Below are 21,247 nucleotides of genomic sequence, written 5' to 3'. Positions count from 1 at the left end.
CGGCGGATTTCCTGTTGACCGGTCAACAGCGTATCCGTAGGGTCGCCTTGTTTACCGGTCAACGCATATCGGTCGTTCGTGGTTTACCGGTCAAAGAGCTCAGGCGAAGGAGGGCGACGGTTGGTTTCCGGCGAGGCCCGCGCCGCGCGGCGGGCGGTGGCGGTCGTGTTCTTCCTCAACGGGCTGGTGTTCGCCTCGTGGGTGCCGCGCATCCCCGAGGTCAAGGCCGCCCTCGGCCTCGGCGCCGCCGGGCTCGGGGCCGCGCTGCTCGGCATGGCGCTCGGCTCGCTGGTGGCCATGGCCGCCGCGGGCGCGCTGGTGGGCAGGCGCGGCAGCCGCCCGGTGACCCGCGTCGCGCTGGCCGCCTTCTGCGCGGTGCCGGGGCTGGTGGGACTGGCACCGTCATGGGCCTGGTTGTTCCTGGCGCTGACCGTGTGGGGCGCCACCACCGGCGCCCTGGACGTGGCGATGAACGGCGCGGGGCTGGCCGTGCAGCGCCGCTACACCCGGTCGATCATGTCCGGCTTCCACGCCTGCTTCAGCGCCGGGACGCTCGCCGGGGCGGGCGCCGGCTCGCTGGCCGCGCACTTCTCCGTCGGCGTCCCGGTGCACCTGGCCGGGACGGGCCTGCTGGCGCTGGCCGCCGGGACGGCCGCGACGCGCTCGCTGCTGCCCGCCGCGCACGACGCGCAGGAGGCCGGGCCGGTGTTCGTCCGGCCCACCCGGCCGTTGCTGCTGCTCAGCGCGCTGGCGTTCGCCGCGCTGCTCGCCGAGGGCGCCGCGGCGGACTGGAGCGCGGTGTACCTGCGCGACGTCCTGGGGACGGGTGGCGGCCTGGCCGGCGCCGGGTACGCGGCGTTCGCGCTGGCGATGACGGCGGGGCGGATGGCCGGGGACCGGCTGGTCACCCTGCTCGGTCCCGCTCGGATGGTGCGGGTGCTGGCCACGGCGGCGGCGGTCGCGTTCGGCGGGGCGCTGGTGATCGGCGAGCCGTGGGCGGCCGTCGCAGGGCTGACCGTGCTGGGATTGGGACTGGCCTGCGTGGTTCCGATGGTGTTCCTGGCCGCCGCGACCGCCACCGGCGCCCCGGGGCCGTCCGTCGCGGCGGTCTCCACCGTCGGCTACCTGGGCTTCCTGGTCGGCCCGCCGCTCATCGGCGCCCTCGCCGAGCTGGTCGGGCTGGGCGTCGCGCTGGGCGTGGTCGCGGCCCTGGTGGCGTTCCTGGCCGTGGCCGCGGGCGCGATGTCACACGCAGAGGCACAGCCCGCGGGGACACAGAACGCCGAGGCACAGCACGCCGAGGTTCCGTCGCCGGGCGCGGGCGATCCCCCTGCGGGCGGACGCAGCGTGCCCGGCGAGGCACGCCGCGCACACCGCCGGTAGGGATCAGCCCGAGCTGCCCGCGGTGACGAGCCGCCGGATGTCGGGCGAGAGGCTCTCGTACACCTTGTTCATGATCTTGCCCTGGGTGGCCTCGTCGACCACCTCCAGGACCACCCGGGCCAGGAACGCGGCCTTCTGCTCGTCCACGCCGCCCCGCTCGGCGACGCGCCGGATGAAGGCGTGCCGGTCGAAGCGCTCGCCGGTGCCCGCGCCGCCGTAGACCTCGGTGCGCCGCAGGTGCTCGCCGATCTCGTGGGGAAGCTGGGCGGCCAGGTTGTCGGCCAGCCCCTCGGGTACCCGCTCGCCCAGCGTCTCCAGGGTGGCGCGGCAGGCTCGTTCGGCGTGCCCGAGGTCGGGCAGCCTCGCCCGATTCTGTACGAGTCCGAGAAATTCGTCGTGCCTCATTTCGGCCCCTCCTTTCTGCAAAATCGTCCTCCGAGGCGCGTGCCCGGCTTGGGGCGGTCTTAACGTGTTCGCTCGAAGTCCAACGCGTCCATCAGGTCGGCGGTGAGCGACACGGGCTCCGGACACGCCCGGACCCGTACGGCCCCCTCCCCCGACAGGCACCACCGCCACCATCGCTCCAGTTCGGCGGGGTCGAGCAGGCGGGGCCCCTGGGCGTGCTCGGGCGGCGTGAGGACGGCGGGCCACGACCACGCGCGGGCCTGCGCCGTCACCTTGGCTCCGCCCGCGACGGGGTCGACGGCCAGGGCGGGCACCCGGTTCTTCAGCGCGAGCACCAGCCCGTGCATCCGGGTGGTGACCACCAGGTCGAGCCGCCGGACCGCGCTCTCCAGCTCGGCGGCGGTGGCGGCGAGCCGCCAGTCCCGCGGGTCCAGCCGGGTCTCCAGGGGCAGGCGGGCGCACTCGCGTTCGCCCAGCCAGCCGGTCAGCTCCTCCTCGACGCGTTCGTGCCGCCCGCGCGCGCCGTACTCGCGCTGCCGCCGGGCGAGCACCACCCCGACCACGGGGACCTCGGGGGTCTCGACGGACGCGGCCAGGTCGCACCGGGCGGGCTCGCCGGGCGCGTCCCTGGGGATCACGGCGTGGAACCCGGCGGCGGCCGGATCCGCGGGATCGATGACCGAGACGCCGACGGCCACCCGGCGGCACCGCGCGTACCGGCGGTGCAGCCCTTCGACCTGCTCGCCGCGCAGCGGGCCGCACGCGAACACCAGGTGCGTGTAGCGCTCGGGCCGGGCCTGCTCGAGGGTGAGCGCGCCGGGCCGGAACACCGGGCTCCAGGCGATGTCGCAGGGCAGCCCGGCCTCGGTCAGCTGACGCCGTACCGCCTCCAACGCCAGCACGTCCCCCGCGGTCGCCTCGCCGTGGACGAAACTGGGCCAACCCACCAGCAGTACACGCATGCGGCCGATCGTTCCCGCGGGCGGGGAACGAAACGCGCGGCCCCGGCAGGGCCGGCGCGCGGCCGGGCGGCCGGCGGGTCAGCGGGCGGCGGGCTTGGGCAGGGCGCAGCGGCCGGCGGTCAGGTCGACGTCGCCGCCGCCGAGGCAGCGGGCGAGCCGGTAGGTCTGCTGTCCGTAGTCGGCGCCCGGGCGGACCTTCACCTTCCCCGCGCCGTCGACCTCGCAGGGGTTGTTGAGGGTGCAGCGCTCGCCGTTCTCGTTGCCGGTGTTGTTGATCCCGATGACGTGGCCGGTGGCGGGGTCCACGAGGGGCGAGCCGGAGGTGCCGCCGACGGTGTCGCAGGTGGAGCTGTAGCGGATGGAGTCCCGCCAGGTCCACTCGGCCTCGCGGAGCCGGTGGACGAACCCGTCGATCTTGCAGGAGTAGATCTTGCGCCAGTAGCCGGAGACCACACGGATCTCGGTGCCGGCCCGCGGCCGCGACGGCGCCAGCCGCAGCGCGTGGACCCCGTACCGCTCGGCGAGCCTGCGGTAGGTGGTGCCGAGCCGGTACACCGCCACGTCGGTGTCGGTCATGGTGGCGTACTCGATCCGGTTGGCGCGCACGGTGCCCAGCGTGCGCTTCCCGGACCGGTCGAGCAGGGTGAACGTGCGCGTGGACGGCCTGTCGACGAACACCTGCCCGGCCTTGGGCATGCCGGTCTCCAGGCAGTGCCCGTTGGTGAGCACCAGGGCGGCGTCGGTGTCATGCGTGCGCGGCCCGCGCACCAGGGAGCCCGAGCAGTTGTCGAGCGCGACGACGCCGGTGAAGTCGACCTGCTCGGACCGCGCGGCCTTCTTGGGCCGCTCGCCCTTCGCCGTCTTGACGATCTTGACGGTCTTGGTGGTCTTGGTGGTCTTGACGGTCTTCGCGCCGTCGGGCACGGGCCCGCCGGTGGCGAGGGCCTGGGGCGGCGAGATCTGCGCGTGGGCGGGCGCGGGCGCGGCGCCGCCCACGGCCGCGAGGGCGGCGGCGCAGGCGGCGACGGCGCGCGCGGCCCCGGTGAATCGACTGGTCATGCGGGCTCCTCTCAGACGGAACGGCACCGACAAGATCATCACTGTGCCGGATGTGAATGCCAAGGACTGTCGTGACCGGTGTGGCGCGAGGGCAAGCACTTTCGTCCGCGTCGGCCACCGGTGGCGGCGGTGCCCCCGCGCCGGTCATCACTCCACGTCGATCCAGCCGAAGGTGCGCTCGACGGCCTTCTTCCAGGCCGCGTAGGACTTCTCGCGCCTGTCGTCGTCCCACTGCGGCAGCCAGCGCTTGTCCTCGTTCCAGTTCTGGCGCAGCTCGTCGGTGTTCCGCCAGAACCCGACGGCGAGCCCGGCCGCGTAGGCGGCGCCGAGCGCGGTGGTCTCGGCGACGACCGGCCGGGAGACGGGCACCCCGAGGATGTCGGCCTGCAGCTGCATGCACAGCTCGTTGGCGGTCACACCGCCGTCCACCTTGAGCACGTCCAGCGACACACCGGAGTCCTCGCGCATCGCCTCCACCACGTCGCGCGACTGGTAGCAGATGGATTCGAGGGTGGCGCGGGCCAGGTGGGCGTTGGTGTTGTAGCGGGACAGGCCGACGATGGCGCCGCGGGCGTCGCTGCGCCAGTACGGGGCGAACAGCCCGGAGAACGCGGGCACGAAGTAGACGCCGCCGTTGTCGTCGACCTGGCGGGCCAACGCCTCGCTCTGCGCGGCGCCGGAGATGATGCCGAGCTGGTCGCGCAGCCACTGCACCGCCGACCCGGTGACGGCGATCGAGCCCTCCAGGGCGTAGACGGGCTTGGACTCGCCGAACTTGTAGCAGACCGTCGTCAGCATCCCGGCCTTCGAGCGCACCAGATCCTCCCCCGTGTTGAGCAGGAGGAAGTTGCCGGTGCCGTAGGTGTTCTTGGCCTGGCCGGGCTCGAAGCACACCTGCCCGACGGTGGCGGCCTGCTGGTCGCCGAGGTCGCCGGTGAGGGGCACCTCGCCGTGCAGCGGCCCCTCGGCGCGGGTCACCCCGTACGGGTCGGGCGCCGACGACGGGCGGATCCGCGGCAGCATCGCCCGGGGGATGCCGAAGAACGACAGGAGCTGGTCGTCCCAGTCGAGGGTCTCCAGGTCCATGAGCATGGTGCGGCTGGCGTTGGTGACGTCGGTGACGTGCACGCCGCCGTCGCGTCCGCCGGTCAGGTTCCACAGCAGCCAGGCGTCGATGTTGCCGAACACCGCCTCGCCCGCCTCGGCGTCCCGGCGCACCCCCTCGACGTTCTCCAGGATCCACTGGATCTTGCCGCCGGAGAAGTAGGTGGCCGGCGGCAGCCCGGCGCGGTGCCGGATCGTCTCGCCGCGCCCGTCGCGCTCCAGCGCCGCGGCGATGCGGTCGGTGCGGGTGTCCTGCCAGACGATCGCGTTGTAGTACGGCCGCCCGGTGCGGCGGTTCCACACCACCGTGGTCTCGCGCTGGTTGGTGATGCCCAGCGCGACCATGTCGCTCTTGTTCACCCCCGCCTTGTTGAGCGTCGTCTCGATGACGGCGCGGGTGCGCTCCCAGATCTCGGTGGGGTTGTGCTCGACCCAGCCCGCCCGCGGCAGAAGCTGCTGGTGCTCGAGCTGGTGCCGCGCGACCTCGTTGCCGCCGTGATCGAAGATCATGAACCTGGTGCTGGTGGTGCCCTGGTCAAGAGCCCCGACGACGTCCCCCATCAGGCCCTCCTCCCCCGGCGGGCGGACACGCTCCGCCCCCCGGCACTCGATTCCCCGCGACGGAGCGGGCAGGCACTGGGCACCGAAGGCGCAGCCGGACGATCAGGGCGAGACATCGTATTCGGGCTTGCGGTCGGTGCCCTCGGCGCCGCGATCGGCGGGCTGTGGCAGATGGCGGCCGATGAGCAGGAGGTACAGGGCGGCGCCGATGATCCCGCCCAGCAGCGGGCCCACGATCGGCACCCAGAAGTACAGGCCGCCGTACTGGTCGCGCCAGGCGCCGCCGTAGCCGGTGAGGTACTGCGCCAGGCGCGGGCCGAAGTCGCGGGCGGGGTTGATCGCGTAGCCGGCGTCCGTGCCCCAGGCCATGCCGATCGCGACCACCAGCAGGCCGATCACCACCGGGGTCAGGTTGGCCAGCGGCGGCAGGTTGCGCAGGTCGGTCAGGGCCAGGATGACGAACAGCAGGATCGCGGTGCCGATGATCTGGTCGCGGAAGCCGCCCCACAGGCTCACCGGCAGGGTGCCGTTGCCCGGCAGGGTGGAGAACACGAACTGGGTCTTGAGCGTGTGGCCGGGGTCGAACCCGGCCAGCACCTCGCTGTAGTTCCACCGGACGAGCAGCGCGCCCACGAAGGCGCCGGCGGTCTGCGCGAGGATGTAGGGGGCGACCTTCCGCCAGGGGAACCCCTGGAAGACCGCGAGCGCGACGGTCACCGCCGGGTTGATGTGACCGCCGCTCAGGCGCGCCGACACATAGACGCCGAGTGTGACGCCGATGCCCCAGGCCCAGGCGATGCTGTCGTGGCCGCCGAGTCCGCCCGCGACGACCTGGGCGACCACCCCCGCCCCGAAGAGGATGAGGATCATCGTCCCGGCGAACTCCGCGCTCATCTCCCCGGCGATCGGCGGAAGCCGCCACGACGGGAACGGGGAACGTCGCGCCATGGTCGCCTCCTCCTGCCCCGGGCCGCGGTCACCGTCACCTGGCGTGAGCGGCCTTCCAGGAAGAACGGGTATTCCCGTAACCTAGCGTGATAAGCGAGATGGCCGTCCGCGTTAGGGCGAGCACACTGCGCAGTTTCTTGACCGCCGTTGTAATGCTGCTTACATTCGAGGAACGCCCGGCGACCCCACCCGCCGCCCCTCGAGGAGGCAGCCGTGCGCCCTCCGCTTCCCGCCCCCTCCAGCGCCCCGCCCTCCCGCCGCGCGCCGCTCACCCTCCGGGCCCCGCTCCTGCTCCGCACCGCGCTCGCCGTGGTCCTCGCGGCCGTCGCGACCGGCTGCGGCGGCTCGTCCGGCGACGGCGGCGGGCCCGTGCGGATCGGCCTGATCGTCTCGCTGACCGGCAACTACGCCCCGCTCGGCAGCGAGGACAAGAAGGCCGTCGACCTGGCCGTCGAGCAGGTCAACGCCACGGGCGGGCTGCTGGGCCGCACGGTCGAGATCGTGTTCCGTGACGACCGGACCCAGCCCGACCAGGCCGTCCTGGCGTTCAACGCGATCAAGAACCGGGACCTGGCCGCGGTGATCGGACCGGTGTTCTCCAACTCCGCGCTGGCGGTCGAGCCGATCGCGCAGCGCGAGAGGATCCCCTACCAGTCGCTCGCCCCGGCCACCGAGCAGGTCGAGCCGATCAAGTCGTACGTGTTCGTCACCCCCGCGCTGTCGGCCATGTACGCCGAGCGCTACCTGCAGTACCTCCAGAGCCAGAGGATCGGCCGCATCGCGCTGGCGCACGACAGCAAGAGCGGCTACGCGGTGGCCGGCTACAAGGCCACGCTGCGGCTGGCGTCCAGGTACGGCGTGCGGGTCGTCAGGGACGAGCCGTACGAGACCACCACCACCGACTTCAGCCCGATGTTCACCCGGATCCGCGGTTCGGGCGCCCAGGCGCTGCTGTTCTGGGGCACCGGCGCGCCCGGCGTCATCGTCACCAAGCAGTACGCCGCGTCCGGGCTGAGGATCCCGCTGATGCTGACGGGCAGCCAGGCCAGCAAACTGTGGCTCGATCCCGTGGGCGGGGCCGCCGAGGGCCTGACGGTGCAGAGCGCCATCGGCGTGGTCGGCGACCACCTGCCCGCCGGGCCGCAGAAGCAGGTGATCGACCGGCTCGCCGTGCCGTTCCGGCAGAAGTACGGCTACCCGCCGCCGCAGTTCGCCCAGGACGGCTACAGCGCCGCCATGCTGGTGTTCGAGGCGATCCGCAGGGCGGGCTCCACCGACGGCGAGAAGATCCAGAAGGCGATGGAGCGGATGGACCTGCTCACCCCCAACGGCCGGTTCCGCTACTCCCCCACCGACCACTCCGGCCTGTCCCCCGCCTACATCTCGGTCAACACCGTCAGGAACGGGCAGTTCGTGCCGACCGACTGGGCGCGGGCGGAACTGGCCGAGACCGTCTCGCCGGGGTGACGGGTGCTGACGATCGAGGGCCTGTCGCGGCACTTCGGCGGCGTCTACGCGCTGCGCGACGTGGACATGGCCGTCGCGCGCGGTGAGCTGCGCGGCGTCATCGGTCCCAACGGCGCGGGCAAGTCGACGTTGTTCCACCTGATCGCCGGGCACCTGCGGGCCGACCACGGCGGTGTCACGTTCGCCGGACGGCGGCTGGACCGGCTGCCCGCGCACCGGCGCGCCGCGCTCGGCATCGCGATCGTGTTCCAGGAGGCCCGGGTGTTCCGCGGCATGACGGTGCGCGAGAACGTCATGGTCGGCGCGCACGCCGCCACCCGCGCCGGGTTCTGGACGGCGGCGCTGCGGCTGCCCGCGCACGCCCGCGAGGAACGCCTGATCCGTGCCCGGGCGGACGCGGCGCTGGCGCGCGTCGGGCTCGACGGCTGGGCCGACCGGCCCGCCGAGACGCTCCCGCTGGGGCGGCAGCGTTCGCTGCAACTGGCCCGGGCCCTGTGCGCCGAGCCGCGGCTGCTGCTGCTCGACGAGCCCGCCTCCGGGCTGCGCGCCGCCGAGCGCGAGGCGCTCGCGGGGCTGATCGCCGACCTGCGCCGCACCGGTCTGACGATCATGCTGGTGGAGCACGACGTGGGCCTGGTGACCCGGCTGGCCGACCGGATCACCGTGCTGGACCTGGGCCGGGTCATCGCCGAGGGCACCCCCGAGCAGGTTCGCGGCGACCCCCGGGTGGTCGCCGCCTACCTCGGCGAGGAGGCCGGGTCATGAGCATGGTCCGGGTCCGCGACCTGGTGGTGCGGTACGGGTCGGCGACCGCGCTGGACGGGGTGTCGCTGACGGTCGGCAGCGGTGAGATGGTGGCGCTCGTCGGGCCGAACGGCGCCGGCAAGTCGACCCTGGTGAACGCCCTGTCGGGCGTGGTGCGTCCCGCGTCGGGGACGGTGCGGGTCGCGGGGCGGCTCGCGCACGTCCCGGAGGGGCGCCGGCTGTTCCCGGACCTGACGGTCGAGGACAACCTGCGGCTGGGCGGCTGGCGGTCGCGGTCGCGCGACCCGGCGGAGGTGTACGAGCTGCTGCCGGCCCTGGTGCGGCTGCGGTCGCGGCGCGCCGGGAGCCTGTCGGGCGGCGAGCAGCAGATGGTCGCGGTCGGGCGGGCGCTGATGGCGCGGCCCGAGGTGATCGCGGTGGACGAGCTGTCGCTCGGCCTGGCGCCGATGGTGGTCGCCGGCCTGGCCCGGCACCTGGCCGCGCTGAACGCCGGGCGCGGCACGGCGGTGCTGCTGATCGAGCAGAACGCGCGGCTGGCGTTCCGGCTGTGCTCGCGCGCGTACGTGCTGGAGGCCGGGCGCGTCGTCGCCGAGGGGCCGTGCGCCGAGCTGGCGCGCAGCCCGCGCGTCGCCGACGCCTACCTCGGCGGACCCGTGCGGGAGGCGCCGTGAGCGCGTTCCTCAGCTACCTGGTCAACGGGCTGGCGGTGGGCTGCGGGTTCGCGCTCGTCGGCAGCGGGCTGGTGGCGATCCACCGGGTGACGCGGGTGGTCAACTTCGCGCAGGGCACGTTCGCGGTGGTCGCCGGGCTGAGCGCCGCCTCGTTCCTGGAGCTGGGGCTGCCGCACGGCGCGGCGGAGGTCGTGGCGGTGGGCGTGGCGGCGGGCGCCGGGCTGCTGACCGGGATCGTGGCGATCGGCCGGCGCGGCACCGACCCGCTGGCCTCGCTGATCGTCACGCTCGGGCTGGGCGTGCTCGCCTACGCCGTCGAGATCGTCGTCTGGGGCGACCAGCCGCGCTCGTTCGCCGGGGCGCCCGGATCGGTCACCGTCGCGGGCGCCACCGTGCAGTGGCAGTACCTGCTGGTCATCGCGGTCACGGCGGTGACGTTCGCGGCGCTGTGGCTGTTCTTCGCCCGCACCTACCCGGGCAAGGGCCTGACCGCGTGCGCGTCCGACCCGTACGCGGCGCGGCTGATCGGCATCGACGTGCGGCGCATGGGGCTGGTGGCGTTCGCGCTGGGCGGCCTGCTCGGCGGCGTCGCGGGCGTGCTCGTCACGCCGCTGCAGCCGATCTCGTTCGACTCGGACGTGACGCTGATCGTCAACGGGTTCGCGGCGGCGGTCTTCGGCGGGCTGTCGCGGCCGGTGGCCACGCTGGCGGGCGGGCTGCTGCTGGGCGTGGCCGAGGCCATGGTCGCCGGCTACCTCAAGGCGTCGTACCAGATCGAGGTCGCGCTCGGGCTGATGCTGGCGATCATGATCTGGCAGGCGACGCGGACCCCGGCGCTGCGCGAGGAGGCCATGTGAGCGAGCCGGAGCGGCACGGCGGTGCCCGGACCGGCCGGCGCGCGAAAGGCGGCGCCGGGCACGAGCCGGGGAGGCGGGCGGGGAGCGCGGGGCTGTGGCAGGTGGCGGCGCTGGGGGCGGTCGCCATGGCGCTGGCGGCGCTGCTGGGCGAGGGGCAGCTGTCGGTGTTCATCCTGCTCGGCCTGGCGGCGATCGTCACGGTCGGGGTGTCCCTGCTCATGGGGTACGCCGGGCAGGTGTCGCTCGGGCAGGCCGCGTTCTACGCCGTCGGCGGCTACACGGCCGCGCTGCTGGGCGTGCACGGGCGGCCGCCGCTGCTCGGGCTGGTCGCGGCGCCGCTGGCCGCCGCCGCGTTCGCGGTGGTGATCGGCGTCCCGCTGCTGCGGCTGCGCGGCCACCACCTGGCGTTCGCCACGCTCGCCACGCAGCTGATCCTGCTGTCGCTGGCCGGGGAGATCGACGCGCTGGGCGGCAGCATCGGCCTGCAGGGCGTCCCGCGCCTGTCGGCCGGGCCGGTGGAGCTCGCCGGCGACCGGGGGTACGCGTTCCTCACCTGGGCGGCGCTGATCGTCGTGCTGCTGGTGACGCGCAACGTCATCGAGTCGCGGGCGGGACGCGGCCTGCGCGCGCTGGCCACCAGCGAGGTCGCGGCCGAGTCGGCGGGGGTGCCGGTGGGGCGCTACAAGCTGGCGGTGTTCACGCTGTCGGCGGCGTTCGCCGGGCTGGCGGGCGGCGTCTACGCGTTCTACGTCGGGTACGTGGCGCCCGGGTCGTTCCCGGTCCTGCTGTCGATCGAGTACGTGGTGATGGCGGTCGTGGGCGGTCTCGGCACGCTGTGGGGCCCGCTGGCCGGCGCGACGGCGGTCACGCTGCTGGTGCAGGTGCTCAACAACGTGGGAACGATGGAGGGCATGCCGGACTACGCGCCGAGCGTGCTGTCGTACGCGGTGTACTCGGTGCTGCTGATCGCGGTGGTGCTGTTCCTGCCCGGCGGGCTGGTGCCCGCGGTGCGCGACCGCCTGCGCCGCCCGCCCGCGGCGCGGCCGGCCGCGGCGCCCGCCGGGGACGTCACGGGTCCCGCGGGCCGGGCTCCGGAGTCGCGACATGAGGCGCCTCGATGAACTCGATCGTCCCGTCGGCGATGCGGCGCGCCGCCGTCTGGTAGCGGGACCGCAGGTCGTGCAGCACCTCCTGGGCGCGCACCGCCGGCCAGTCGGCCGGCAGGTGCTCCACCGGCAGCCAGGGGTCGACCCGCACCAGCTGCAGCCACTCGGTGAGCATCCACAGGTAGCGGGCCAGGTCGTCGGGCGCCTGCGGCATCGGGTCGGCGCGGTCCCAGCGGTGCAGGAAGGCGCGGTATCCGGCGGCCAGCCCGTCCAGGTCGAACGCGTCGCGGATCATCCCCGGCACGTCGGTGGGCGCCTCGGCCGGGCCGCCGAACACCTTGACCCGCCCGTTGAGCCCGAGGCCCTCGATGACCGGGACGACGTCCACCCGCGACGGCGTCACCCACATGCCGTTGCCGAGTGGCCCGAACCCGGCCCAGATCAGCCGGGAGCGCAGGTCGTGCCGCTGCCGCTGCCACGACTCGGGCATGGAGAAGGCCAGCACCGTCCACTGCCCGTCCCAGGCGGTGTTGACCGCGCCGCGCTGCCAGACGCGGCGTTCGCCGTCGACCAGGATGCGCGCCGAACGCTCGGTCAGGCCGAAGTGCATGCGGCGGCCGCGCCGGTGACGGGCCAGCAGGTCCCGCCCGACCATGCGGGTGAGCGTGGAGCGGATGGCCTGCTCGCCCACGCCCAGCCGGTCGAACACCTCGATGAAGCTGCCGGAGAACACCGCGATGTCGCGCCGCAGCACGTAGTTGCCCAGGAACGTCAGCATGAGCGCCTGCGGCCGCAGCCGCGGCGGGGCGAGCCCGGGGTCCGTATCGAACCCGGTGCCGGTCCCGGTGCCGTCGGTGGATTCCAGGTTCTGCGTGGACGCTCGCTCGCGCACCGGCCCGGCCCCCTGTCGCGATCTGAAGTTGGGCACATTATTGACGGTCGTCAATGCTACGCCTATGTTCGGGCTGTCGCCACCGGCTTCGCTCCGCCCCTGGGGGGACGATCATGCGCAACGAAGGACTCGGGTCGTGGCCGGCCCGCCGTGCCCGCAAGACCCCGAATCGCCCCGCCCTGGTCTACCAGGACCAGAGCCGCACGTACGCCGAGACGCACGAAAGGGTCACCCGGCTCGCGCACGTCCTGCGCGCCCTGGGCGTCCGGCGCGGCGACCGCGTCGCCTACCTCGGTCCCAACCACCCGGCCTTCCTGGAGACGCTGTTCGCCACCGGCGCGCTCGGCGGCGTCTTCGTCCCCCTCAACACCCGCCTGGCCGGACCGGAGATCGCCTACCAGCTGGCCGACTCGGGCGCGAGCGTGCTGGTGTACGCGCCCGGCCACGCCGCGCTGGTGGACGGCATCCGCGGCACCACCGGCGTGCGGGCGCACATCCCGCTGGAGGCGGCCGACGGCGGGTACGAGGAGCTGCTGGCCGCCGCGGCCACCGACCCGGTCGACGAGCCCGTCGGCCTGGACGACCCGTGCATGATCATGTACACGTCCGGCACCACCGGACGGCCCAAGGGCGCCACGCTCACCCACGGCAACATCACCTGGAACACCGTCAACGTCCTGATCGACCACGACCTGGTCGCCGGCGAGGTCGCGCTGGTGTCGGCGCCGCTGTTCCACACCGCCGGGCTGAACATGCTCACCCTGCCGGTGCTGCTGAAGGGCGGCTGCTGCGTGCTGGTCGAGCGGTTCGACCCCGACGCGGTGTTCGACCTGATCGAGCGGCACCGGGTCACGTTCATGTTCGGGGTGCCCACGATGTTCCAGCAGGTCGCCCGGTCGCCGCGGTGGCCGGCGGCGGACCTGTCGTCGCTGCGGCTGCTGACCTGCGGCGGCGCGCCCGTGCCGACGTCGCTGATCGCCGCCTACCAGGAGCGCGGGCTGACCTTCCTGCAGGGATACGGGATGACCGAGGCCTCGCCCGGGGTACTGTTCCTGGACGCGGCCCACGCGATCTCCAAGGCCGGGTCGGCGGGGGTGCCGCACTTCTTCAGCGACGTCAGGGTGGTGGGGCCGGACATGCGGGCGGTGCCGCCGGGCGAGACCGGCGAGGTCGTCGTCAAGGGCCCGCACGTCATGCCCGGCTACTGGGGCCTGCCGGAGGAGACCGCCGGCGTGTTCACCGACGGCTGGTTCCACAGCGGCGACGCCGCCCGCGTCGACGAGGACGGCTACGCCTACATCGTCGACCGGATCAAGGACATGATCGTCTCGGGCGGGGAGAACATCTACCCGGCCGAGGTCGAGAACGCCATCCTGGCCGACCCCGACGTGCTGGAGTGCGCGGTGATCGGCGTGCCCGACGACACGTGGGGCGAGGTCGGCCGCGCGATCGTCGTGCCGCGTCCCGGCTCCGCGCTGACCGCCGAGCGGGTGCTGGCGCCGCTGTCGGACCGGCTGGCCAAGTACAAGATCCCCAAGTCGGTGGTGTTCGCCGACGCCATCCCGCGCAACGCCGCGGGCAAGGTCCTCAAGGCCCGGCTGCGCGCCGAGCACGGCGCGGCCGGACCGGGGTCCGCCGCCCCCGCCTCCCGTCCCGCCGAGCAGGCTCCCCCGACGGAGCCGTGACCGCCCCTGGAGCCGCCGCCCATGAACGCCACCGGCCCCGCCCCGGCGCTCGCCGCCGCGTCCGCGCCCCGGCCGCGCACCGCCCCCGACGCCGACTCCGGGCGCCCGTCGGTCACCCGCCGGGTGCTCGGCATCCTGGACGCCTTCTCCCCCGAACGGCCCGTGCTGTCGCTGTCGGACATCAGCCGCCGCGCCGGGCTGCCGCCCGCCACCGCGCACCGGCTGATCGCCGAGCTGACCCGCTGGGGCGCCCTGGAACGCGACGAGAACGGCCTGTACCGCATCGGCCTGCGCCTGTGGGAGGTGGCGGCGCTGGCGCCGCGCGGGCAGGCGCTGCGCGAGGCGGCCATGCCGTTCCTGGAGGACCTGTACGAGGCGACGCACGAGAACGTGCAGCTGGCCGTGCTGGACGGGCTGGAGGTCGTCTACATCGAGCGCATCCGCGCCCGCAACGCGGTGCACGTGTTCACCCGCGTCGGCGGCCGCTGGCCCGCGCACGCGACCGGCGTGGGCCTGGCGCTGCTCGCGCACGCCGACCCCGAGCTGCAGGAACGGGCGATCGCCGGGCCGCTGCGGCGGTTCACGTCCAAGACCATCGGCTCGGGCGGCGAGCTGCGCCGCGTCCTGGCCGAGGTCCGCCGCACCGGCGTGGCGATCAGCGACGGGCAGGTGGAGCTGATCGCGCTGTCGGTGGCCGCGCCGGTCTACGGGCCGGACGACACCGTGGTCGCGGCCGTGTCGATCGTCGTGCCGTCCCACTCGTCCGACGCGCGCGCCCTCATCCCGGCGGTGCGCGCCAGCGCACGCGGCATCTCACGCGCGCTCGGCGCTCCGCGGGCGCTGCGCCGTCCCCCCAGCGCCACCGCCCGCACCTGAATCCGGGGGCGCCGCCCGGGATTTTCCGTTGGGCGGAATGGCGGTGGCCCGCCGGTGCGCGGCCTCGGGAAGGTCGGGTCATCGGTCCTGTCACGCGTCGAGGAGCACCCATGGCCTTCCCACGCAACCAGTGGTACGTCGCCGCGTACGGCTCGGAGGTCGGCGACGGCCTGCTGGCCCGCACCATCTGCGGTGAGCCCATCGTCTTCTACCGCACCCGCGACGGGAAGCCCGTCGGGCTGGCGGACCGCTGCGTGCACCGGCGCTACCCGCTGTCGGCCAGCAACCGCGACGGCGACCGGATCGTCTGCGGCTACCACGGCTTCACCTACGACCCCGACGGCACCTGCGTCGCCGTGCCCGGGCAGCGCCGCGTGCCCCGCACCGCCCGCGTCCCCCGGTACAACATCGTCGAGCAGGACTCGCTGATCTGGGTGTGGATCGGCGAGGACGACAAGGCCGACCCGACGGCGATCCCGCGCGCCCCCTGGCTCGACTCCCCCGACTACGTGACCGTGCGGGGCATGGAGCCGCTGGCCGCGCGCTACGAGCTGCTGGTCGACAACCTGCTGGACCTGTCGCACGAGACGTACCTGCACGGCGGCTACATCGGAACCCCCGAGGTGGCCGAGACGCCGATCACCACGGAGGTGGACGAGGAGGCGGGCGTCGTCTACGTCAGCCGCCGCATGAAGGACGCCGAGTGCCCGCCGTTCTACGCCAGGTCCACGGGCATCGACGGCCGCATCGACCGCTGGCAGGACATCGAGTACCACCCGCCGTGCCTGTACCTGCTGCACAGCCGGATCGCGCCGACCGGCGTGGAGCCGGGCCCGGACGGCGACGACCCCAGGGCCTGCCACGCCGAGATCGTGTACGCGATCACCCCGGAGACCGAGACCAGCACGCACGACTTCTGGATGGTCGCCCGTGACTTCGCGCTCGACGACGAGGAGGTGTCGCGGTTCCTGGCCGACAGCAACCGCACCGTCGTGCTCCAGGACGTCGAGGCGCTCAACCTGCTGGAGAAGGTCATCGCCGCCGAGCCCGAGGGCTACCAGGAGCTGAGCATCAACATCGACACCGGCGGGCTGGCCGCGCGCCGGATGCTGCAGCGGATGACGGCCCAGTGAGCGGCGGGAACAGCGGCAGGCTGCGCGTGGAGTGGACGCCCGGCTCCGACCGGCTGACCGGCGTCTGCTTCTGCGGCGCGCAACGGCAGGCCGACGATCCGGTGGAGATCTGGCGCTGGCTGCTGGCGCACCCGGACCACTACCGTCAGGACCCACAGGCCGCGTAACGGAAAGGAGACCCCCATGAGCCTTCTCCGCGACACCCCGCCGTTCCGCGCCGACCACGTCGGCAGCCTGCTGCGCCCCGAACCGCTGCTGAAGGCCCGCGCGGACTTCGCCGCCGGCCGGATCAAGGCCGAGGACCTGCGGCGGGCCGAGGACGAGGCGATCCGGTCGGTGGTCGAGGCCCAGCGGGCGGCCGGGCTGCGCACCGTCACCGACGGCGAGTTCCGCCGGGCCGCCTGGCACATGGACTTCATCTACCGGCTCGGCGGCGTCGCCCCGGCCGACGAGAAGATCAACGTGCGGTTCCGCAACGAGGCCGGCGACATCGAGTTCTCCACGGCGGCGCTGCGGGTGCACGACCGGGTGCGCCTGCAGGAGACGATCTTCGCCGACGACTTCGCGTTCCTGAAGGAGGCGGCCGAGGGCACCGGGCTGACCCCCAAGCTGACCATCCCGTCGCCCAACATGGTCCACTACCGGGGCGGCCCCGCCGCGATCGACCCGGACGCCTACCCCGACGTCGAGGAGTTCTGGTCCGACCTGGCCGCCGCCTACGCCGAGCAGGTGCGGCGGATCGCCGAGCTGGGCTGCACGTACCTGCAGTTCGACGACACCAGCCTGGCCTACCTCAACGACCCCGAGCAGCGGCGCATGATCCGGGAGCGGGGCGACGACGCCGAGCACCTGCACCTGCGCTACATCCAGCAGATCAACGGGGCGCTGGCGAACAGGCCGGAGGGGCTGTTCGTCACCACGCACATGTGCCGGGGCAACTTCCGCTCCTCGTGGACGGCGGAGGGCGGCTACGACTTCGTGGCCGAGGCGCTGTTCGGCGAGCTGGCGGTGGACGGCTTCTTCCTGGAGTACGACGACCACCGCTCGGGCGGCTTCGAGCCGCTGCGGTTCGTCCCCAAGGGGAAGATGGTCGTGCTGGGGCTGGTCACCACCAAGCGGGGGGCGCTGGAGTCCAAGGACGACCTCAAGCGCCGCATCGAGGAGGCGTCCCGCCACGTGCCGGTCGAGCAGCTGTGCCTGTCGCCACAGTGCGGCTTCTCCTCCACCGTCGAGGGCAACGTCCTCACGCACGACGAGCAGATGGCCAAGCTGCGGCTGATCGTGGAGACGGCCGAGGAGGTCTGGGGCTGATCCGGTGGAACACCCCGGAGATCGGTTAGGTTAGGTTTACCTAAGCGAGCTTTCGGAGGTATGGCGGATGGCGACGGAACGACGTGGGGAACCGGAGGGGCGGCCCGCCCGGGAGGGCGACGGGCGGCGCCGGCGGATCGCGCACCGCGGCACGGTGGTCCGCACCCAGTGGATCACCCCGCACATGATCCGCGTGGTGCTCGGCGGCGAGGGGCTGGCCCGGTTCGCGGCGGGCGAGTTCACCGACCACTACGTCAAGCTGCTGTTCCCCCGGCCCGGCGTCGTCTACCCCGAGCCGTTCGACATGGAGGAGATCCGCGCCCGGCTGCCGCGCGAGCAGTGGCCGAGCACCCGCACCTACACCGTCCGCGCCTGGGACCCGGACGCCCGTGAGCTGACGATCGACTTCGTCCACCACGGCGACCGGGGCCTGGCCGGGCCGTGGGCGGCGAACGCGCGGCCGGGCGGCGCGTACGCGCCGAGCCCCGAGGCGGGCTGGCACCTGCTGGCGGGCGACGAGAGCGCGCTGCCCGCGATCGCCGCCTCGCTGGAACGGGTGCCGCGGGGCGCGCCCACGCGCGTGTTCATCGAGGTGGACGGGCCCGCCGAGGAGCAGGAGCTGACCACCCCCGGCGACGCGCGGATCGAGTGGCTGCACCGCGGCGGCGGCGAGGTCGGGCAGGCGCTGGTGCGCGCAGTGCGCGCCCTGGACTTCCCCGGCGACCAGGTCCACGCGTTCGTGCACGGCGAGGCGCAGTTCGTCCGCGACCTGCGCCGTCACCTGCGGGTCGAGCGCGGCATCCCGCTGGAGCGGCTGTCGATCTCCGGCTACTGGCGGCGCGGCCGTGACGAGGACGGCTGGCAGTCGTCCAAGCGCGACTGGAACCGCCGGATCGAGGAGGAAGAGGCCGAGGCCCTGGCGTCGTCGTAAGCCCGCCGCCCCGGTGACCGGTCAGGCCGTAGCCTCGCCGGTCTCCTCCGGTGCGGCGACGGCGGCCCCGGGGCCGGGGTCGTCGGCGAAGCCGGGCAGCCAGCGCAGCGCCTCGGCGCGGAAGTCGCCCTCGGCCTCCAGCTGGCACAGCACGCCGCCGCACCCGCCCAGGGCGCGGCTGACGGCCAGGTACTGCGGGGGCAGCCGCAGGTGCCGGGCCAGGCCGCCCGGCCGCAGGTCGGTGGCCAGGCCCATGCCCCGCGCGGTCTCCCGGCGCAGCCATTCGCGGCTGTAGCGGAACCGCTCGACGGTGAACGGCGCCGCGTGCGGGGCGATCAGGGCACGGAGCTGTTCGGGGTCCACCTCGGCGTCCGGGTCCAGGAAGCCCTCGGCGCGGGCGTTGGCGACCATCTCCTCGGCGTCGCCGAGGGTGCCGATGCGCAGCATCCGCCCGAGCGACCACTGCAGCTCGGCGGGCACGCGGGCGGCGCCGCCGAAGTCCAGCACGCCGAGCCTGCCGTCGTCCAGCAGCCGGAAGTTGCCCGGGTGCGGATCGATGTGGATCATCTCGCAGCGGGCGGGGCCGGACAGGATGAACCGGAACAGCAGCAGCCCGGCGCGGTCGCGCTCCTCCTGGGTGCCGTCCGCGATGACCCGTGCCAGCGGCGTGCCCTCCACCCACTCGGTCACCAGCACGTTTCCGGACTGCGCCACGACGGCGGGCACCACGAAGTCGGGATCGCCCGCGTAGGCGCGGTGGAAGGCGGTCTGGGCGCGGGCCTCGTCGCGGTAGTCCAGCTCCTTCTCCAGCCGCCGCTTCAGGTCGGCGACCAGCGGCTTGACCTCCACGCCGGGGAACAGCGGCGTGATCAGCCGGCTCAGCCGGGCGATCTGGTTGAAGTCGCTCATCAGCGCCTGCCCGGCGCCCGGGTACTGCACCTTCACGGCCACGGCGCGCCCGTCGTGCCACACGGCCCGGTGCACCTGGCCGATGGAGGCGGCCGCCGCGGGACGGTCGTCGAACTCGGCGAACAGCTCCCGCCAGTCCTCGCCCAGGCCGTCGGCCATGACGCGGTGCGCGGTCGCGGCGGGCATCGGCGGAGCGGCCTCCTGCAGCCGGGTCAGGCTGGCGCGGAACGGCCCGGCCACCTCCTCCGGCAGTCCCGCCTCGAAGATCGACAGCAGCTGGCCGACCTTCATGGCGCCGCCCTTGAGCTCGCCGAGCACGCTGAACAGCTGCTCGGCGGTGCGCCGCTGCACCTCCAGGGCGACCGCCTCGGCGGGGCGGCCGATCGTCCGCTTGCCCAGGCCGAGGGCGGTGCGGCCGGCGAAACCGAGGGGGAGGGTGGCCAGCTTGGCGGTCCGGCTCACCGCCCGACGGGGGATGTCGCTCACTGTGGGGACCGTCCTGCCTGTCGACACCGGTTTTTCCGGCTTGAACGGTATAAACGGTATCTCCCGCCATGCCTGTTCCGCCCATCGCTTGACGGCCGCCCCCGGCCGGACCACCATGGCGCATGGATGTGAGACACATCACCGTTGTGTCTCGTTCAGTGGCGGAGGGGGCGTCCGGCGCGGCGATGAACGGCACCACGGCGGCGTTGCTGGCGGTCTGCCTCTACTACGTGGGCGCGGGCCTGCTGAAGTCCGCCGGGGCGCGGATGGAACCGCTGCGCGGCGACCGTCCCGGGCACCTGCTGGTCCAGGTGACCCGCTCAGGCCGGTGGCTGACCGGCGTGGTGGTGTTCGCGGTCGGCGTGGAGCTGCAGCTGATCGCGTTCGCCGAGCTGCCGCTCGGGCTGGCGCAGCCGCTGTTCTCGGCGTCGCTGGTGGTCCTGCTGGGCATCGCGGTGTGCTGCTTCGGCGAGCGGCCCACACCGCGCGAATGGCTGGGCCTGGCGGTGTTCGCGGCCGGGACGCTGCTGATCGCCGTGTCCATGCGCCTGGACGGGGGCGACATCGGCACGGCACCGTCCGGCGTGCTGCTGTGCGCGGTGACGGTGCCGTCCCTGGTGCTGCCGATCGCGCTGTTCTCGTGGGGCGACCGGCGCCGCCCGCCCCGGCACGCCCGTCCCCTGGCGGGCGTGGAGTACGGCGTCAGCTGCGGCATCCTCGTCGGCGCGGTGGAGGTCACGGTCAAGGGACTGACCCTGGTGAGCATCCAGCCGGGGCCGCAGGTGCTGCTGACCACGCCGTACCCCTACCTGATCGGCGTGGCCGTGATCCTGGCCATGGCGCAGGGCACCATCGCGCTGCAGCGCTGCCGCCTGGCGGTGTGCGTGTCGGTCTGCACGATCGTCGCCAAGACGTACCTGATCGTCGTCGGCAGCCTGCTGTACGGAGGCGACTGGCCCGCCGACCCCCTGTTCGGGGTGCCGCGCATCCTGGGCATCGGCCTGGCCGCCTCGGCGCTGCTGGCGTTCCCGCGTTACGAGCCGGCCGCGCCGCGCCCCGGCCGCCCGTCGCCGCGGCCGCCGGCTTCGGGGCCTCCGCCGGCCGGGCCGGACGGGCGCAGCAGCAGCTCGATGACCTCCAACGCGGTGTCGATCTCGGGACGGGTGCCGCCCAGGTAGTGCGCGTACATGAACGCGTCCGCCACCCGCACGATCGCCTGCGCCAGGGTGCGCGTGGGCAGCTCGACGCGCAGCTCGCCCAGGTCGATCTGCCGCTGCAGCTCGGCCGCCAGCAGCGCGGTCGCCCGGTCCTCGATGGCGCCGGGCATGGTGGCCAGCCGCACGAACAGGCGCGGCTCGCGCTCGGTGAACGCCTTGAGCGGCGCGGCGTCCACCACCGCGCGCATGAACCTCTCGGCCACGGCCAGCACCCGGTCGGGTCCGGACCCCGCGACGCCGCGCGCGGCCGCGTGGTAGGTGCGTTCGGTCATGTCCGCCAGCACCGTGGCCAGCAGCCGCTCCCGGCTGCCCACCCACCGGTAGAGCGTGGCGCGGCCGACGCCGAGCTCGGCGGCCAGGGCCGACATGTCGATCGGGGCGCCGGCGAGGTAGCGCGCGGTCGCCGCGGCGACCGCGTCCGCCGGGCCGGTCGCCCTGCGGCCCGGGTCGTCGCGGTCCCGCCGCACCCCGTGCATCCGTTCAGAATCGCACACTCGCCCGCGGCCTTCACCGCGTCCG

Annotated in this window: 20 protein-coding genes; 12 read left to right on the top strand and 8 right to left on the bottom strand. The window is 73.9% G+C overall.

Going from position 1 to position 21,247, the window contains the following annotated elements:
- Positions 1 to 120 precede the first annotated feature (120 nt).
- Entirely contained in the window at positions 121 to 1,383 is a 1,263-nt protein-coding gene (locus ABD811_RS36100) for an MFS transporter (RefSeq protein ID WP_344956753.1), read from the top strand.
- Between the two features lie 3 nt (positions 1,384 to 1,386).
- On the opposite strand, the gene ABD811_RS36095 is transcribed toward ABD811_RS36100, so the two are convergent.
- The 5 genes from ABD811_RS36095 to ABD811_RS36075 all read right to left on the bottom strand — a co-directional run bounded on the left by ABD811_RS36095 (position 1,387) and on the right by ABD811_RS36075 (position 6,422).
- Positions 1,387 to 1,788, bottom strand: a complete 402-nt coding sequence (locus tag ABD811_RS36095; RefSeq protein WP_344956751.1) for a DUF2267 domain-containing protein — start codon at positions 1,786 to 1,788, stop codon at positions 1,387 to 1,389.
- A gap of 59 nt (positions 1,789 to 1,847) precedes the next feature.
- Positions 1,848 to 2,750: a polysaccharide pyruvyl transferase family protein gene (locus ABD811_RS36090; protein ID WP_344956750.1), complete on the bottom strand. Its 903-nt coding sequence runs from the start codon at positions 2,748 to 2,750 to the stop codon at positions 1,848 to 1,850.
- A 78-nt stretch (positions 2,751 to 2,828) separates the two neighbouring features.
- On the bottom strand, positions 2,829 to 3,809 hold the full coding sequence (locus tag ABD811_RS36085; protein ID WP_344956748.1) for a S1 family peptidase: 981 nt from the start codon (positions 3,807 to 3,809) through the stop codon (positions 2,829 to 2,831).
- 147 nt (positions 3,810 to 3,956) lie between these two features.
- The gene (glpK, locus tag ABD811_RS36080; RefSeq protein WP_344956747.1) at positions 3,957 to 5,474 is read right to left on the bottom strand and encodes a glycerol kinase GlpK; all 1,518 of its coding nucleotides are present in this window, start codon (positions 5,472 to 5,474) and stop codon (positions 3,957 to 3,959) included.
- Positions 5,475 to 5,576: 102 nt separating this feature from the next.
- Positions 5,577 to 6,422 (bottom strand): MIP/aquaporin family protein, encoded by an 846-nt coding sequence (locus tag ABD811_RS36075; protein WP_344956745.1) that lies wholly within the window; start codon positions 6,420 to 6,422, stop codon positions 5,577 to 5,579.
- A gap of 213 nt (positions 6,423 to 6,635) precedes the next feature.
- Between ABD811_RS36075 and ABD811_RS36070 the strand changes: the two genes are divergently transcribed.
- From ABD811_RS36070 to ABD811_RS36050, 5 genes are read left to right on the top strand one after another with little or no spacing between them, the layout of a single operon-like run.
- Complete coding sequence (locus ABD811_RS36070; RefSeq protein ID WP_344956744.1) at positions 6,636 to 7,889, top strand: ABC transporter substrate-binding protein; 1,254 nt, start codon at positions 6,636 to 6,638, stop codon at positions 7,887 to 7,889.
- Between the two features lie 3 nt (positions 7,890 to 7,892).
- On the top strand, positions 7,893 to 8,654 hold the full coding sequence (locus ABD811_RS36065; RefSeq protein WP_344956742.1) for an ABC transporter ATP-binding protein: 762 nt from the start codon (positions 7,893 to 7,895) through the stop codon (positions 8,652 to 8,654).
- Positions 8,651 to 9,325, top strand: coding sequence for an ABC transporter ATP-binding protein (locus ABD811_RS36060; RefSeq protein WP_344956741.1), 675 nt, complete (start codon positions 8,651 to 8,653; stop codon positions 9,323 to 9,325). The genes ABD811_RS36065 and ABD811_RS36060 overlap by 4 nt, the downstream gene beginning before the upstream one ends.
- Complete coding sequence (locus ABD811_RS36055; RefSeq protein WP_344956739.1) at positions 9,322 to 10,182, top strand: branched-chain amino acid ABC transporter permease; 861 nt, start codon at positions 9,322 to 9,324, stop codon at positions 10,180 to 10,182. Before ABD811_RS36060 ends, ABD811_RS36055 begins: the two co-directional genes overlap by 4 nt.
- Positions 10,179 to 11,303: a branched-chain amino acid ABC transporter permease gene (locus ABD811_RS36050; protein ID WP_344956738.1), complete on the top strand. Its 1,125-nt coding sequence runs from the start codon at positions 10,179 to 10,181 to the stop codon at positions 11,301 to 11,303. Before ABD811_RS36055 ends, ABD811_RS36050 begins: the two co-directional genes overlap by 4 nt.
- On the opposite strand, the gene ABD811_RS36045 is transcribed toward ABD811_RS36050, so the two are convergent.
- A complete protein-coding gene (locus ABD811_RS36045; RefSeq protein ID WP_344956737.1) occupies positions 11,251 to 12,180 on the bottom strand; it encodes a PaaX family transcriptional regulator in 930 nt (309 codons plus the stop codon). The genes ABD811_RS36050 and ABD811_RS36045 overlap by 53 nt on opposite strands.
- Before the next feature lie 113 nt (positions 12,181 to 12,293).
- On the opposite strand from ABD811_RS36045, the gene ABD811_RS36040 reads away from it, so the two are divergent.
- The 6 genes from ABD811_RS36040 (at position 12,294) to ABD811_RS36015 (ending at position 18,116) form a co-directional block, all read left to right on the top strand.
- Positions 12,294 to 13,865 (top strand): acyl-CoA synthetase, encoded by a 1,572-nt coding sequence (locus tag ABD811_RS36040; protein WP_344956735.1) that lies wholly within the window; start codon positions 12,294 to 12,296, stop codon positions 13,863 to 13,865.
- Positions 13,866 to 13,886: 21 nt separating this feature from the next.
- Positions 13,887 to 14,741, top strand: a complete 855-nt coding sequence (locus tag ABD811_RS36035; RefSeq protein ID WP_344956734.1) for an IclR family transcriptional regulator — start codon at positions 13,887 to 13,889, stop codon at positions 14,739 to 14,741.
- A 110-nt stretch (positions 14,742 to 14,851) separates the two neighbouring features.
- Positions 14,852 to 15,874, top strand: a complete 1,023-nt coding sequence (locus ABD811_RS36030) for an aromatic ring-hydroxylating oxygenase subunit alpha (RefSeq protein WP_344956732.1) — start codon at positions 14,852 to 14,854, stop codon at positions 15,872 to 15,874.
- Positions 15,871 to 16,041, top strand: a complete 171-nt coding sequence (locus ABD811_RS36025) for a hypothetical protein (RefSeq protein ID WP_344956731.1) — start codon at positions 15,871 to 15,873, stop codon at positions 16,039 to 16,041. Before ABD811_RS36030 ends, ABD811_RS36025 begins: the two co-directional genes overlap by 4 nt.
- Before the next feature lie 16 nt (positions 16,042 to 16,057).
- Positions 16,058 to 17,185 (top strand): 5-methyltetrahydropteroyltriglutamate--homocysteine S-methyltransferase, encoded by a 1,128-nt coding sequence (locus ABD811_RS36020; protein WP_344956729.1) that lies wholly within the window; start codon positions 16,058 to 16,060, stop codon positions 17,183 to 17,185.
- Between the two features lie 67 nt (positions 17,186 to 17,252).
- Positions 17,253 to 18,116 carry a siderophore-interacting protein gene (locus ABD811_RS36015; protein WP_344956727.1) on the top strand — a complete coding sequence of 288 codons (864 nt, stop codon included), beginning with the start codon at positions 17,253 to 17,255 and terminating at the stop codon, positions 18,114 to 18,116.
- 21 nt (positions 18,117 to 18,137) lie between these two features.
- On the opposite strand, the gene ABD811_RS36010 is transcribed toward ABD811_RS36015, so the two are convergent.
- On the bottom strand, positions 18,138 to 19,511 hold the full coding sequence (locus tag ABD811_RS36010; RefSeq protein ID WP_344956725.1) for an ABC1 kinase family protein: 1,374 nt from the start codon (positions 19,509 to 19,511) through the stop codon (positions 18,138 to 18,140).
- 1,033 nt (positions 19,512 to 20,544) lie between these two features.
- Positions 20,545 to 21,204, bottom strand: coding sequence for a QsdR family transcriptional regulator (locus ABD811_RS36005; protein ID WP_344956723.1), 660 nt, complete (start codon positions 21,202 to 21,204; stop codon positions 20,545 to 20,547).
- Between the last annotated feature and the right edge of the window lie 43 nt (positions 21,205 to 21,247).

The organism is Actinomadura miaoliensis (assembly GCF_039536785.1).
In the GTDB taxonomy this organism is placed as follows: domain Bacteria; phylum Actinomycetota; class Actinomycetes; order Streptosporangiales; family Streptosporangiaceae; genus Spirillospora; species Spirillospora miaoliensis.
The sequence above is the reverse complement of the archived record's forward strand: the minus strand, read 5'-3'. Positions and strand labels throughout refer to the sequence as shown.